At 42.0% G+C, this 14,834-nt stretch carries 13 protein-coding genes; 7 read left to right on the top strand and 6 right to left on the bottom strand.

Annotation, left to right across the window (positions count from 1 at the left end; genetic code table 11):
- The first annotated feature begins 2 nt into the window (after positions 1 to 2).
- From FZ945_RS00810 to FZ945_RS00780, 7 genes are all read left to right on the top strand, one after another.
- A complete protein-coding gene (locus FZ945_RS00810) occupies positions 3 to 239 on the top strand; it encodes a hypothetical protein (RefSeq protein ID WP_012001557.1) in 237 nt (78 codons plus the stop codon).
- Positions 236 to 649: a type II secretion system protein gene (locus tag FZ945_RS00805; protein WP_148801804.1), complete on the top strand. Its 414-nt coding sequence runs from the start codon at positions 236 to 238 to the stop codon at positions 647 to 649. Before FZ945_RS00810 ends, FZ945_RS00805 begins: the two co-directional genes overlap by 4 nt.
- Positions 649 to 2,499, top strand: coding sequence for a primosomal protein N' (locus FZ945_RS00800; RefSeq protein WP_148801802.1), 1,851 nt, complete (start codon positions 649 to 651; stop codon positions 2,497 to 2,499). Before FZ945_RS00805 ends, FZ945_RS00800 begins: the two co-directional genes overlap by 1 nt.
- A gap of 292 nt (positions 2,500 to 2,791) precedes the next feature.
- Positions 2,792 to 3,850, top strand: a complete 1,059-nt coding sequence (gene ispG / locus FZ945_RS00795; protein ID WP_107848391.1) for a flavodoxin-dependent (E)-4-hydroxy-3-methylbut-2-enyl-diphosphate synthase — start codon at positions 2,792 to 2,794, stop codon at positions 3,848 to 3,850.
- A gap of 4 nt (positions 3,851 to 3,854) precedes the next feature.
- The gene (locus tag FZ945_RS00790; protein ID WP_107829419.1) at positions 3,855 to 5,267 is read left to right on the top strand and encodes a replicative DNA helicase; all 1,413 of its coding nucleotides are present in this window, start codon (positions 3,855 to 3,857) and stop codon (positions 5,265 to 5,267) included.
- A 2-nt stretch (positions 5,268 to 5,269) separates the two neighbouring features.
- Positions 5,270 to 6,520, top strand: coding sequence for a ComEC/Rec2 family competence protein (locus FZ945_RS00785; protein ID WP_148801800.1), 1,251 nt, complete (start codon positions 5,270 to 5,272; stop codon positions 6,518 to 6,520).
- Between the two features lie 36 nt (positions 6,521 to 6,556).
- Positions 6,557 to 6,913 (top strand): hypothetical protein, encoded by a 357-nt coding sequence (locus tag FZ945_RS00780; RefSeq protein WP_148801798.1) that lies wholly within the window; start codon positions 6,557 to 6,559, stop codon positions 6,911 to 6,913.
- 72 nt (positions 6,914 to 6,985) lie between these two features.
- Here FZ945_RS00780 and FZ945_RS00775 read toward each other — a convergent pair whose 3' ends face one another.
- The 6 genes from FZ945_RS00775 to fliP are packed head-to-tail and all read right to left on the bottom strand — an operon-like array spanning position 6,986 to position 14,828.
- Entirely contained in the window at positions 6,986 to 7,849 is an 864-nt protein-coding gene (locus FZ945_RS00775; protein ID WP_148801796.1) for an EamA family transporter, read from the bottom strand.
- On the bottom strand, positions 7,846 to 9,081 hold the full coding sequence (locus tag FZ945_RS00770; RefSeq protein WP_148801794.1) for a TolC family protein: 1,236 nt from the start codon (positions 9,079 to 9,081) through the stop codon (positions 7,846 to 7,848). Before FZ945_RS00770 ends, FZ945_RS00775 begins: the two co-directional genes overlap by 4 nt.
- Positions 9,078 to 12,104: an efflux RND transporter permease subunit gene (locus tag FZ945_RS00765; RefSeq protein WP_148801792.1), complete on the bottom strand. Its 3,027-nt coding sequence runs from the start codon at positions 12,102 to 12,104 to the stop codon at positions 9,078 to 9,080. The genes FZ945_RS00770 and FZ945_RS00765 overlap by 4 nt, the downstream gene beginning before the upstream one ends.
- Entirely contained in the window at positions 12,101 to 12,844 is a 744-nt protein-coding gene (locus FZ945_RS00760) for an efflux RND transporter periplasmic adaptor subunit (protein ID WP_148801790.1), read from the bottom strand. The genes FZ945_RS00765 and FZ945_RS00760 overlap by 4 nt, the downstream gene beginning before the upstream one ends.
- Entirely contained in the window at positions 12,841 to 14,106 is a 1,266-nt protein-coding gene (locus FZ945_RS00755; protein ID WP_148801788.1) for a TolC family protein, read from the bottom strand. The genes FZ945_RS00760 and FZ945_RS00755 overlap by 4 nt, the downstream gene beginning before the upstream one ends.
- Positions 14,106 to 14,828, bottom strand: coding sequence for a flagellar type III secretion system pore protein FliP (gene fliP, locus FZ945_RS00750; RefSeq protein ID WP_196779718.1), 723 nt, complete (start codon positions 14,826 to 14,828; stop codon positions 14,106 to 14,108). Before fliP ends, FZ945_RS00755 begins: the two co-directional genes overlap by 1 nt.
- Positions 14,829 to 14,834: the final 6 nt, after the last annotated feature.

The raw sequence follows: 14,834 nt of genomic DNA, 5'->3' as shown, positions 1-14,834 counted from the left end.
AAATGAAACAGATCACGCTCACCGTATCATCTCGCGACTACACGATAACGCTTGATGATGATTTTGCTGAAATTTTTGAGCGCGACTGGCAGAAATTTATGGGGGGAAAGAAATTTATCGAGCCTCGTGAGCTTATAAACGCCTTTGTCGAAAAAAGCTACGAGAGCTACACAAATTTGCGCGTCGTAAAGGACGTCACAAAAGAGATAGAAGAGATACTAAAACCGGAAAATAAATGAAAAAAAGAGCTTTTACCCTAATAGAAATTATATTTGTCATCGTCATACTTGGCATTTTAAGTGCTGTTGCGATACCAAAGCTTTTCTTTACTAGAGGCGACGCCATAGTCGCAAACGCAAGAACACAAATAGCCGCCATAAAAAGTGGCATCTCACTAAAATACAATGATAGCGTCCTAAAAGGCACTCCAAAGTATCCTGATACGCTTGAGAGCCCAGGAAGTAACCTTTTTCAAAACGTTGTGAGCGTGCCTGTAAAAGACAACGGCACAAAAAACGGCTGGCACAAAACTGGAGCAACAACTTATACCTTCAAACTAGACGGACAGATAGCAAATTTCACTTACAAAAACGCAACTGGCGAATTTGACTGCACGAGCAGCGACGGACTTTGCAGCGCTCTTGAGTGATGAGATACTACGAGGTCGTATTTAGCGGGGTAAATTTAGCTACACTCACATATAAAAGCGAGCTAGATATTACGCCGTTTCGCGCCATCACTGCAAAACTTAGAGGCAAAAGCCTAGTTGGCTTTATACTGCGCGAAGTGGATGAGCCAAGCTTTAAAACAAGCTTTATTGATGAAATTTTACCTATTAAACTAAACGACATCCAAGCAACTTTGGCTAAATTTATCGCCTACTACTACACCTGCGAGCTTGGCGTTGCTATAAATTTATTTGAGCCACAAAGCCTTGTGGATGATGAAATTTATAGTGGCACAACCGACTTTAAAGCGCCAAATTTAAGCCAAAAGCAGCTTGAAGCGCTAAATTTTATAAACGCACGAAAAAGCTCGCTCATCTTTGGCGACACTGGAAGTGGCAAAAGCGAAATTTATATAGCAAAGATAAGAGAAATTTTAAACGCGGGTGGCCAAGCGCTATTTTTGATGCCTGAAATTTCACTAACACCGCAGATGCAAAAGCGCTTAGAGAGCTTCTTTGGCGAGGCTGTGGCTGTGTGGCACTCAAAGATCACGCCAAAGAAAAAAGAGCAAATTTTAAAGGATATTAAAAGCGGCAAGGCAAGGCTCATCGCAGGAGCTAGGTCTGCCCTATTTTTGCCACTTGAGCGGCTAAAACTTATCATCATCGACGAAGAGCACGACGATAGCTACAAAAACACAGGCTCAAAGCCCCACTACAACGCAAGAGACCTAGCCCTCTTTTTAACTAGCAAATTTGACCTACAAGTGGTACTTGGAAGCGCCACGCCAAGCCTTACTAGCTTTTACAAGCAGGAGCATTTTCGCCTAAAAGGGACATATTTTGCGTCGCAAAAGAGCTATATATTTGACGAGAGCGAGACTGGCATAAGTGAAATTTTAAAAGAGCAGATCGCAAAAACACTTGAAAATAAAAAACAAGCCGTCATCTGCCTGCCAACAAGGGCAAATTTCAAATATCTAGTCTGCAAAAACTGCGGCGAGACGGTGAAGTGTCCATTTTGTAGCATCGGCATGAGCTACTACAAAAAACAAAACGTGCTAAAGTGCCAATACTGCGAGCACAAAATGGCCGTGCCAAAGAGCTGCCACCAGTGCGGCAGCGAGATGATAGAGGCTAAAAAGATCGGCACGAGTGAGCTACTTGAGAGGCTGCAAGCCGAGTTTGCAAACGCTAGGATCGCTAAATTTGACAGGGACGAGATCACGACGCAAAACAAGCTCGTAAAGGCCTTGAAGGAATTTAACGACGGTAAGATAGACATCCTGCTTGGCACGCAGATGCTAAGCAAGGGGCATGACTATCACAACGTCGAGTTAGCCGTCATCATGGGCTTTGACGAACTTTTAAATTTTCCTGATTACAGAGCTAGAGAGCGCACACTTGCCCTTGCTATGCAAGTAGCTGGAAGGGCTGGTAGAAACGGAGCTGGCAGGGTCATCATCCAAAGCAAGCAAAGGGAGTTTTTCGAAAGCTTCATTAGCGACTACGACGCGTTTTTAAAGGATGAGATCGGCTACCGAGAGGGACTGTATCCGCCATTTACTAGGCTTCTTCGCGTGGTCGTTTCGCACAAAGATGAGAGCACTGCAAAGGGTGCAATGAACGAATTTACAAAAAGGCTAGAGCCACTAAAAGGCGATGAACTAGAGATCGTGGGATATGGCAAATGCCAGATCGAATATCTTGGGGGCAAATTTAGATATGAAATTCTGCTTCGCTCAAACTCGCACACCATACTTTTAAAAGCGGCAAACCTCTGCAAAAGCGAACTTAGCGATATCGATATAGATCCGGTAAATTTTAGTTAAAGGCAAGTGAATAAATTTTTAAAATTTGCAAATTTGTTTCGTAGCTTATAAATATCAAACAAATTTTAAAATTTCATGAACGACTAATTTCGGCTCTAAAATTTGAGCTAAGCTGCTAGCGAAGCCAAATTTTAGTAGCTAACTCTTAGAGGTGAATGAAAGTTTAAAATTTGCATTTACGATACATGAGCCTTAATTGCAAACTGCCTGTATTTAAAAACTTTATTAATTTTTCAAGCCTTTTAAAAGCCATTTTTTTTTATAATCCCCAATAAAATTTAAAGGCAAAATTTTGCAACGATACCCGACAAAACAGATAAAAATTCGCGATGTTTTAATAGGCGGTGACGCACCGATCTCCGTGCAGTCGATGACATTTTCAAAGACAAAGGACGTAAAAGGCACGCTAGAGCAGATACAAAGGCTATATTTTGCAGGCTGTGACATCGTGCGTTGCGCAGTTTTTGACAAAGAGGACGCCAGCGCGCTAAAGCAGATCGTCGCAAGCTCCCCAATCCCAGTCGTTGCAGACATACATTTTAACCACACCTATGCGCTCATCGTTAGCGAATTTGTCGATGCTATCCGCATAAATCCAGGCAATATCGGCTCAGCTAAAAACATAAAAGCAGTCGTTGATGCCTGCAAGCAGCGAAATTTACCTATTCGCATAGGCGTAAATTCTGGCTCGCTTGAAAAGCAGTTTGAAGACCGCTACGGCCGCACGGTGGAGGCCATGGTCGAAAGCGCCATGTATAACATCAAGCTTCTTGAGGATTTTGACTTTACAGACATTAAAATTTCGCTCAAATCAAGCGACGTCGAGCGCACTATGCAAGCTTACAGAGCGCTTCGCCCAAAGACAAACTACCCATTTCATCTAGGTGTAACGGAGGCTGGCACTACTTTTCACGCTACCATAAAATCAGCCATCGCACTTGGCGGGCTTTTGCTTGAAGGCATCGGCGATACGATGAGAGTTAGCATCACGGGCGAGCTTGAAGAGGAGATCAAAGTCGCAAAGGCGATCTTAAAAGATAGTGGCCGCCAAAAAGAGGGGCTAAACATCATCTCATGCCCAACTTGTGGGCGTTTGCAAGCTGACCTCATGGCAGCAGTAAAGCTCGTAGAAGAAAAGACAAAAGGGATAAAAGAGCCGCTAAACGTCTCAGTAATGGGCTGCGTGGTAAATGCGATCGGCGAGGCAAAAGGCGCAGACGTAGCCATAGCATTTGGCAAGGGAAATGGCATGATCATGCGCCACGGCGAAGTGGTCGCAAGGCTGCCTGAGAGCGAGCTTGTGGATAGATTTTTACAAGAGATCGACGACGAGATAAAGAGCAGAGGATAAAGAAGTGGCAAAAGAGAGACTTAACGAGATAGAATTTAGCAACCTTTACGACCTTGATATGGAGCGAGCCATACTAAGCTCGATCATCGCAAACAACGACGCTTTGGGCGAAATTTTTGACACGATAAAGGCTGGAGACTTTTACCTAAAAGCTCACGCACAAATTTACAAAGCGATGGTTGATTGTCTAAACGGTGACGTGCCTATCGCATCGACGTTTATCAAAAACAAGCTTGGCGAAAACTACGATGACAACGTCATGGCGAGTATTTTAGCCACAAACTCGATCATCGATATCCAAAGATATGCAAACGAACTTAAAGAAAAGTCGATAAAACGAAGCCTTGTTAAGATCGCCCACGACATCCCAAGCAAGGTAAATGAAGACAAAGCCAGCCGCGATATGGTCGATGAGCTAAGTCAGGAGTTTTACTCGCTAGTCGACGGCAGCGGCACTGGCAGTATCAGAGATAGCGAAGATATCATAAAAAGCTTGATAGTGCATATGCAAAAGCAAGCTGCCCTAAACGAGCGTGACATCATCGGACTAAACACCGGCTTTAAAAAGCTAAATGAGATGATAAAGGGCTTTAAAAATGGCGACCTCATCATCATCGCAGCGCGCCCTGGCATGGGTAAAACGACGCTTTGTCTAAATTTCATGGGGCACGTTTTAAAAAGTGGCGCAGGCGTCGTCTTTTTCTCACTTGAGATGCCAGCAGAGCAGATCATGATGAGGATGCTAGCAGACAAGACCTCGATCCCACTTCAAGAGATAATGACAGCGAGCCTTGACGATGAGAAGCTCGCTCACTTTAGCCACGCATGCAGCGAATTTTCGCACGCTAAACTCTTTGTGCATGATAGCGGCTACGTAAATATCCACCAAGTAAGGACGCAGCTTCGCAAGCTAAAGTCAGCTCACCCTGAAATTTCACTCTGCGTCATCGACTACATCGGCCTTATGATGAGTACAAACAACTTCGCCGACCGCCACATACAAATAGCTGAAATTTCTCGTGGCTTAAAGCTTCTAGCGCGCGAGCTGGATATGCCTATCATCGCACTTTCGCAGCTAAACCGTGGCCTTGAAGCACGCGCGAACAAGCGCCCTATGCTAAGCGATCTAAGAGAGTCAGGCGCGATCGAGCAAGACGCCGACATCATCCTTTTTGTCTATAGGCACGAGGTCTATCTGGAGCAAGAAGAGAACGAGAAAAAGAGCAAGGCAGCAGCCGAGGGCAAACCTTATCAAAGCGAGCACGTTTTTAACAAGCTTCAAGAAAACGCAGAGATCATTGTTGGCAAAAACAGAAACGGCGAAGTGGGATCCATCGACGTGCTCTTTCAAAAGCAATACTCTCGCTTTTGCGATATCGCCACCACACCGGTGCAATCAACTGAATTTAAAGAGTAAATTTGCCAAAAAGCAGGCGTATATTTTATTTTCTCCTGCTTTGCCTATTTATTTTTGGCCTAAATTTAGCGCTTAAATTTCATGAATACAGCGCTTTTATGGAGCTTGGCGAGCAAGATATCGTTGGCAAAGTAAGCGTAAATTTCACCAAAGAAAAAAATGGCAAAAAGCGCCAGATAATAAGGATCGACACCTCAAATTTTAGCTTTTACACAACCGCCTCTAAAAAAGATGAGATCAGCCTTTATGACGTCGTAGCGCTTAGTGTTCAGCCAATAGACGTGAGCTTTACGGACTATCTTAGCGGCACATTTTATATGCCAAGCTACGATAGAGCCGTCATCAAAAAGGATGATAGCCTAAGGCAAAGGGCTATAAATTTCATCTCCGCCCAACACCAAAACGCTAAAATTTCGCAGCTCTACACGGCGCTCTTTCTTGGCACAAACGTTTTTGGCGAGCTAAGAGATGACGTCTCAAACTGGGGCGTGGCGCACCTCATCGCCATTAGCGGCTATCACCTTGGCGTTATAAGCGCAGTTTGCTTTTTTGTTTTAAGGCTCGTTTTAAGACCTTTTTACGCAAGGTTTTTGCCATATCGCTCATATATCTTCGACATCTCTATCGCCGTATTTTTAGTGCTTTGTTTCTACTTTTATATGATTGGCTTTATCGCAAGCTTTTTGCGGGCATTTTTGATGAGCGTGGCTGGCTTTTACATGATCTGCAAAAAGATAAAGATCTTAAATTTCTACACGCTCTTTGGCGTTATTTTATTTAGCGTCGCCCTATTTCCGCAGCTTCTTTTTAGCGTTGGCTTTTATTTTTCATGCCTTGGCGTCTTTTATATATTCGTCTATCTTTTCTATTTTGCGCCCAAATTTAGCCTGCTAGCGAACTCGCTACTTTTAAATTTATATGTCTTTTTTGCGATGGAGGTTGCGGTGCTTTACTTTTTCCCGCTCATTAGCCTCTTGCAGCTTAGCGTGCTAGCTTTAAACTACATATTTAGCATATTTTATCCGCTAAGCTTTTTACTTCACCTCTTTGGATATGGCGGCATTTTTGATGAAATTTTAAGCAAGATGTTAGCCTTTAGACTAAATCCTAGCAGCTTAGAGATTAGCACATTTGTATTTTTGCTTTATAACGCTTGTGCGCTTTTATCCCTTAAATTTAAAGTCTTGTCTTTGCTGCCACCTCTTTTTGGCATAACCTCATTTTTACTCTATCTACTAAAAAATTTTATTTAAATTTGCCGATATGCTTTTAAATTTAAAGGTGTGGCGATGCAGATAAACTCAAATTTTATAAATTTAAACAAAAGCGGCTCTACGGCTACTGCCGATGAAAATTTAAAAAGCAAAAATTTGCCAAAACCAGATAAGAGTGAAATTTTACACGACGCTTCAAATTTAGCTAGCGAGGTAAATAATGAGAGCGAGAGTAGCGCCGATGTCATAAAAAAGCAGTTAGAAAAACTGCAAAAACAGCTAAAAGAGATTGATAGCGCGATAAAACAGGCAAGTGCTAGCAAAAATCCATACGCAAAAGAGCTGGTTGCTTCGCTTCAGAGCAAAAAGGGAGCTATCTTTGCTCAGATAATGCAGCTAAACGCCCAGCTTGTAAAGATGCAAGGCGCTTAAGTAGATCAAATTTGATACTTTTAAAATTCTCTACTTAACTTAAATAACTCAAATTTGATCTTAAATTTTACCTCACACAGCCTTTACGCCGTAAAATTTCATGATTTTATTGTGAATTAGTAGCGAGATGTACATTATCACAGCTCCTAAAATGAGCCTAGTTAGGTTGGCGTCCTTTTGCCAAAAGAGTAAATTTACGATGATAGCAGCTGGTATGAGAGCGTTGTTCATGATGGCAAGCACGCCGCTATCGACCTCGCAAGCCCCTTTGTTCCACATAAAATATCCCAGCCCGCTAGCGACTACGCCAAGCCACAAAAGCACCAAAGTTTGGGTTAGATCTACATGAAATTTAGCTGGATTGCCAAGGGTTATGAGCGCTATGACAGCCACAAAAAACGCCCCAAAGTGAAAGTAGCCAAAGACCTTTTTTTGATCAACTTCAAACTTCTCCAAAAGCGCCTTATAGGCGCTTTGCCCTGCTCCAAAGCATATATTTGCCCCTTGCACCAGCAAAAAGCCCTTTAGCACGCCCTCATTTATCGCGCCATACTTTATGACAAGCGCGCCAAAGACCGCAACGCCCACGCTAAAAAGATAAAGCGGCCTAAATTTAAAGCTAAACGCATCATATATGAGCGTCACATAAAATGGCGTAAAAATGGTGAAAAGTGCTACTTCTGGCACGCTTAGATACAAAAACGAGTTGTAGTAGCAAAGATACATTAGCCCTATTTGCACCGCTCCGATTGCCATGATGCCAAGGGCGAGCTTTGGATTTATCCCGCGAAATTTCGTAAATGGCAAAAAAACTAGGCTTGCAAGTGTCACGCGCACAAAAACGGCTAGATAGCTATCCACCTTGCCCGCTAAAAACTCGCCTATCAAGCTAAAGCTAAATGCCCATAAAATGGTCACGAAGATCAGTTTATTCATTCTATCACCACCTCATTTATATTTCTTGCGCATTCAAAAAAGTATTCAAGCTTGTTTAGCTCGAGCAGATCGCCATTTAAGATGAAATTTGCCCTGTCGCTAAAATTTTTCTCGCTCACAAATAAAAACTGCTCAAATTTTACCTTGCCGCTAAGATAGCCATTTAGCAGGTCATTAAAGTCGTTATCAAGGTTATCTTGCTTTAGCGAGTCTAAATTTAGCCTAGCACTTAAGCCCTCTATCACGCCTCTTAGATCCTTTAGCCTAGCCATTATCCTGTTTTCTTCATCGCTTAAATTTAGAGCCGCGCGCTGCTGCTCGATACGCTTTGTCTGAGCTTGTTTGCTAAGACTTAGGCTATCTGGTAACTTCCACTCAAACTCCACTCTAGGCTTGTTCGCATCAGCGTATGCCTCAGCCATCTGCGTAGCCGTCCTCTCGCCTTTTTTAAAGCTGTTATTATTCACACTTTGCGTATCTTTTAAGTAAATTTTTGGAGCAAATTTACTCTTTTGCTTCTCATTTTCTTGCTCTTTTATATATTTTTCTTGCTCCATCGCCCCAAGCTTGGCGCTTAGATCATCCTTGCTAAAATCAGGCATCACTATCTTTGAGCCAGCATTAAAGCCGATCTCGCCGTTTGAGAGCAAATTTATCCTTGAGTTTAGCTCAGCTAGCTTAAGCCCAAGCTCGTCTAGCTCGGCTCTTTTTTTATTAAGAGTGAAATTTATCGCATCAAACTCGCTCTTATCTATCCAGCCAAACTCAAACCAAAACTCATTTTCAGCCGCAGCCTTGGCAAAGCTATCAACAAATTTAGTCTCTAAATTTATAAGAGAATTTAGTGCAACAGCGTTAAAATAGACCTTTGCGACCTGAAAAGCAGTGAGATTCATAAGCTCTTCATCTTTGTAAATTTTCTCCACGCCCTTATGGTCTAAAATTTTATCCGCAGCCTCACTCGCACCGCCGTCAAAGATGAGATACTCAACCTTTGCCGTGATCGATCCAGTCTTTGTCATATACCCGCCCTTTAGCTCGTCAGGCACAAAGGTATATCTGCCATCAAGGGATAAATTTAGCTTGTTGCTCTTATTTTTATTTATATATTCGTTTTTATTAAATTCTTTCAAACTCTCAAGCTTCGCACTTTGCGCCAGAGCGATGATCTCTAGTAAATTTCCAGCCCAAAGAGGCAAAGCAAAGAGCAAAACCGCCAAAATCTTCTTCAAATTCTCTCCCTTTCATAAAATTTTCTTATAAATTTATCAAGATTATAGACCCAAGCAAAAAGCACTGGCACGACAAGCAAGCTTAGCAAGGTCGAGCTAATGAGCCCAAAGATGATACTTATAGCCATAGGCGAGTTGGCTTCAAAGCCAGCGGCTCTGCCAAGCGCAAGTGGCAGCATGGCAAATATCATCGCAAAAGTGGTCATCAAAACGGCTCTTAAGCGCTTTTTAGCAGCCATTTTCACAGCTTCATTTGCCTCTATGCCGCTATTTGCAAAGTGATTTGCAAAATCAACCACCAAAATGGCGTTTTTACCGACCATGCCAAAGAGCAAGATGACGCCAACCATGACAAATAGGCTAAATGGATTGCCGCTTATAAAAAGTCCAATCACCACGCCACAAAAGGCAAGCGGCATGGCTAGCATGATGAGAAATGGCAGCAAAAAGCTCTCATAAAGCGCAGCAAGCACCATGTAAATAAGCACCGCACTAGCGCTCACTGTAAAGATAAAAGAAGCGTTCGTATCGTCCATCAGCTCGACAAAACCAAGAAATTTATACTTGAAATTTGCTGGCAAAATTTCATCAAGCTTCTTTGAAATTTCATTTGCCACGTTATTTAGCGGAGCGTTGTTTTTTGTATTTGCTAGAAATTTGATCTCATCGGCTCTATTAAACCTTGAAATGCTAGCTGGCTTTTGCTCAAAACTAATCGTCGCCACATCGCCAAGTGTCACGAAAAAGCCATCATTGCTTCTTATCTTGGTCTTTAAGATATCATTTGTATCGCTTCTAAATTTATCATCAAGACGCATGTAAAGCTCATACTCTTTGCCATTTTCGTTTTCAAAAACAGAGACCTCGTTCTGGCTAAATGCGCTATAAACGGCGCTTGCAATGCTAGCTTTATCTAAATTTAGCCTCTTAGCCTTATCTTCATCGATAGAAATTTGCACACGCTTTAGCAGATCTTCTTCAGGCGAATTTACATCCGTTGCGTCATTTATCTCCTTTAGCATCTTGCTGATCTTTGGTACAAATTTCTCTAGATCTTTGCCATTTTCAGATGTGATAGTAAGCTTAACTGGCTGCACATCGCCACCTTCAACTACCGGAAGATCAGCCACGATGACGCTCATATCGTCACTTTTTAGCTTGTCGCGAAACCTCTGCATGATAGCGTTTTGCCGCTCGTGATTAGCTCTATCTTTTAGCTCCTTTAGCCTAACGTAAGCTTTTACAAGATAAGGCTGCTTGGCGTCTGTGTAGCCAAGGATGAAGTAGACGTAAGCGACCTGAGGATCGGCGTTTATGAGTGAAATTTTATCTTTTAGCCTCTCTTTGCTAGCTTGCAGGCTAAGTGGAGGATCAAGCTTAAAGTAGATGTTAAACTCCGAGTTATCCTCGCTTGGCATGAAGTCGCCACCTACAAATTTAGCCAGTCCAAACGAGCAAACAACGGCCACAAGCGTTATGGCTAAAAATATGAGCTTAAATTTAAGCGCTAAAGTTAAAAGCTTTTCATAGAAATTTTCAAGCGCTTCAAAAAATGGCTCGCTCTTTATATAAAATTTGCTCTCCTTAGCATCTACAAACCTAGCGCTAAGCGTTGGCACAAGAAATATACTCACAAAAAACGATATGACGATGCCAGCTGCTACGCTCATCGCAAATGAGTTAAAGTACTTGCCAACGATGCCACTCATAAAGGCTATTGGCACAAAGACGCAAAGCAGCACGAGTGAGATCGCAAAGACGCTAAATGCTATCTCTCTTATACCTGCAAAGCTTGCCTTGAGGGCATTTGGCTCATCTTTTAGCCGGCTAGCGATGTTTTCAGTGACGACTATCGCATCATCGATAAAAATTCCAATACCAAGCGTAAGCGCTATAAGGCTTAAGCGGTTGATGTCGTAACCTAGGGCATTTATGATGAAAAATGTCGCCACGATGCTAGTTGGTATCGCCACGACCGAGATGATGGTGATCGAGAAATTTCTTAAAAACAGATATACGATCACGATGGTTAGCAAGACGCCAAGGATCATATCAAAGGCGGTTTGATCGATGTGCTTTTGTATCACTTCGCTCTTATCGTAGGCTATTTTTACGTCGTATTCGCTGCCAAGCAGGCTTTTAAACTGATCTAGTTTTGACTTAGCTAGAGCGATAACCGTTAGAGCGTTTGCGTCTGGAGCTAGCTCAAGACCCAGCAAGACGCCACTTTTTTTATCCATTATCGCTGCTTCGTTTGCATCTTTGTAAGCAAGATCAACACTTGCGATATCTTTTAAAAAGACCCCTTGCTTGATCGTTAAATTTCTTATCTCATCTATGCTTTTGGCGCTGAAATTTGACTTGATCGCCATTTGAATCTGCTCATTTTCTATCTTGCCAAGTGGCGCTTTTAAATTTTCAACCTTTATCAAATTTGCCACTTCGTTTGCACTAAGGGCGTTTTTATCAAGCTTAAATCTATCAAGTAAAATTTTCACCGCTGGCTCTAAAAAGCCATTTGTCTTGACCTTCGAAACGCCGCTTATGCGCTCCAAAAATGGCTTTGCCACGTCATCGATCTCTTGCATGAGCCTAGTTTCATTGCCATCAAGCCTTGTGATAAAAAGGCTAAATACAGAAGAAGAGAGCCCGTTTAGCTTTTCTATCTCGTAGTTTGCGCCAACTCTCGCCTTTTGCATCTTGTCACGGACGTCGTTTGTAGCGCTCTCTAGGTCTTTGTTTAGCTCAAATTCGATGCTTACCACACTTAGGTTGTCAAAGCTAGTTGAGTAAAGCTTTTTTATCCCCTCGATGCTTGAGACCTCGTCCTCGATCTTTTGCGTGATCTTTGTCTTGATGTAGTTCATATCGCCATTTGCGTAGGTCGTGATCTTTACTATCGGGATATTTACTTGCGGATATAAATTTACATTCATCGTCTTTAGCGAGTAGACGCCAAAGACAACAAGGCTTAAGAATATCATAAGCGTAGTTATGGGGCGGTTTATAGCTGTTTTTATCATTTATTTTCGCCGATTATCACTTTTCCTTGACCAAACATGCCTGGCTTCATCCCCACATCGTAAGCTTCGGCGTAAAATTTTCTAGTTTCTCTTTTTATCTCTGGATGAATGAGCGCGATTTTAACCTCTTTTTCTTCACTTGTTGCGTCAAGCTTAAATTTAAACATGTCGCCTATTTTTACTAAATTTGCATATTTTTCGTCGATAGCTATTAAAATTTTAACTTCCTGTGAATTTAGCACAAATGCTGGCTGAAGCGGCGAAGCGCTCTCGCCAAGCTCGACATTTTTACTAGCTATGACGCCATCAAAAGGAGCTTTTAAAACGGCCTTTTTAAGATGATCATCTGCGTTTAAAATGGCGATCTGGGCACTCTCTACCCTAAGAGCTGCCTCGTCAAATTTATACTTCATCTCATCAAATTCTTGCTTTGAGGTGACGTCCTTTACTTGGCTAAATTTATTAAAGGTGTTTTTAGCAAATTCTTTGGCATTTTTGGCAAGCGCTAGGTCGTTTTTTGCCTTTTTTAGAGCGATATCTAGGCTCGTTTGATCAAGACTGGCTAGCATGTCGCCCTTTTTAACGTGACTTGAGACATCTACAAAAATTTTATCTACCTTGCCGCTGCTCTCAAATGCAAGCTTTGAGCTTTGCTTGGCATAGACTTCAAAATCAGCAAAAATTTCCTCCCCTGCAAATGAAAAAATGCAAAATATCATTAAAATTATCAGCTTTTTCAATCCCTAATCCTCTCTAAAATACTCTCCCCACTCTCAAAAAAATACTCCGCCTTTTTTATCTCCAGCTCATCTTTCGCCCCTTCAAAAAGGCTAATGGCGTCAAATTTTTGTGAGAGCGCCTCAAGCAGGTCGCTATATCCTAAAAGCCCAGAGTTATACTTCTCAAAACTCGCTCTTAGCGCAAGCTCGCTCGCCTTTACATACTCATTTAGCGAGGTGATCTTTGAGTTAAGTGTGGCGATCTCGTTTTGTAAATTTTTAAGTTTTGTCTCGTTTTCACGCTTTTTATACTCTAAATTTAGTCTCGCTTCATCAAGCGCGATCTTGCTAGCTTGGCTCATCTTGCTAGTGGCAAAAAAGTCAAAAATTTTCCACCTAAAGCTAACGCCAAATTTATTGCCGTGCGTATCTTCTTTTAGATATTTATCAAGATATGGGCGGTAAGCGCTATACTTGCCAAGGTCGATGTCATAGTTGTTTTTGTAAAATCCATAGGTGTCATAGAGCATTATTTGGGGTAAAAAGCCAGCTCTTGTCTCGCTAAGCTTAGCTTCGCTTATAAAAATATCTTGATTTAGCCTGTCAAGCTCGGCGTTTTTTGAAGCTAAATTTAAGCCAGTCTCAGCCATTTTTGCCCCGCTAAGTGGCGAAATTTGCTCACCTGTTAGCAAATTTATCTCGTTTAAAATTTGCTCCATTTTGTTTTTGTATTCAAGCTGCGTGCTATTTGCCAAGTGATATTTTGCCCGCACATTTTCTAGTTCGTCTTTTGCGGCAAGCCCTGCTTTATTTGCCTTTTCAAGCTTGTCTAAAACGCCTTTTAAGAAATTTGCCTGAGCATTTTTGGCAGCTATTATATTTTCAAGCGCGCAGGCGTTAAAGTATAAATTTACAGCCTTAAAGGCAAGGTAATTTTTAGCCTCATCACTTGCGATGGCGGCTTTATTTTTTAAAAGCTGGTTCATCTTTAACCTAGCCTCTCTCGCCCCGCCGTCGTATAGTAAAAAATCGATCCTTGCTAGCACTCCAGCTGACTCTTTAGCGACTATGCTTGGGAAGGTGCTTGCGTTTTTGCCGTATGAGCCCTCCAAACTAAGACTTGGCAAGTAGGCACTAGTGGTAGCCTCGCTATTTAAATTTGCTCTTTTTAGCTCAAGCTCTTTGATCTTTGAAATTTCGTTTTGAGTAGCCTTGTTCGCTATCTCGCTCAAATTTGATCCAAGCAGTGCCAAAGGCAAAAGTGCTAATAAAATTTTTTTCATCAGTGAAAGCTCTTTACTAAATTTCCTATTAGCAAATTCCAGCCATCAACTAGCACGAAGATGAGTAGTTTAAATGGCAGCGAGATCATGACAGGAGGTAACATCATCATACCCATCGCCATCAAAACGGAGCTTACAACCATGTCGATGACAAGAAATGGCAGATAAAGCAAAAAGGCTATCTCAAAAGATGTCTTTAGCTCGCTTATCATAAAGGCTGACATCGCGATGCTTAGCGGGATATCCTCGATATTTGCTGGATTTTGTAAATTTCTTATCCTAAAAAATAGCGCAAGATCTTTTTCTCTAGTGTTTTTAACCATAAATTCTTTAAACGGCTTTAAACTCTTATCAAGCATCTCCTCATAGCCTATCTGCTCGGCTATATAAGGCTTTATGCCCTCATCGTAGCTTCTTTGGCCAACTGGCTCCATGATAAAAAATGTAAGCACCATCGCAAGCGAGATGAGCACCGTTGAAGGCGGCACTTGCTGTGTGCCCATCGCTTGACGCAAAAATGAAAAGACAATGACAAGGCGCAAAAAGCTAGTCATCATAAAGATGAGTGAAGGAGCGAGTGCAAGTGCGGTGAGGATTAGTAAAACATTTAGAGAATTTACAAGCTGCTCGGCATTTTGCGGTGAATTTAGGCTTAAATTTATAGTTGGTAGCGCAGGATCAGCGCCAAAAACTACACAAAACAAAACCGCTAAACTAAGCAGTGCTTT

It is taken from the genome of Campylobacter concisus (genome assembly GCF_902460535.1).
Lineage (GTDB): Bacteria > Campylobacterota > Campylobacteria > Campylobacterales > Campylobacteraceae > Campylobacter_A > Campylobacter_A concisus_AS.
Note: the sequence above shows the minus strand (reverse complement) of the source record. Positions and strands in the feature narration are given on the sequence as shown.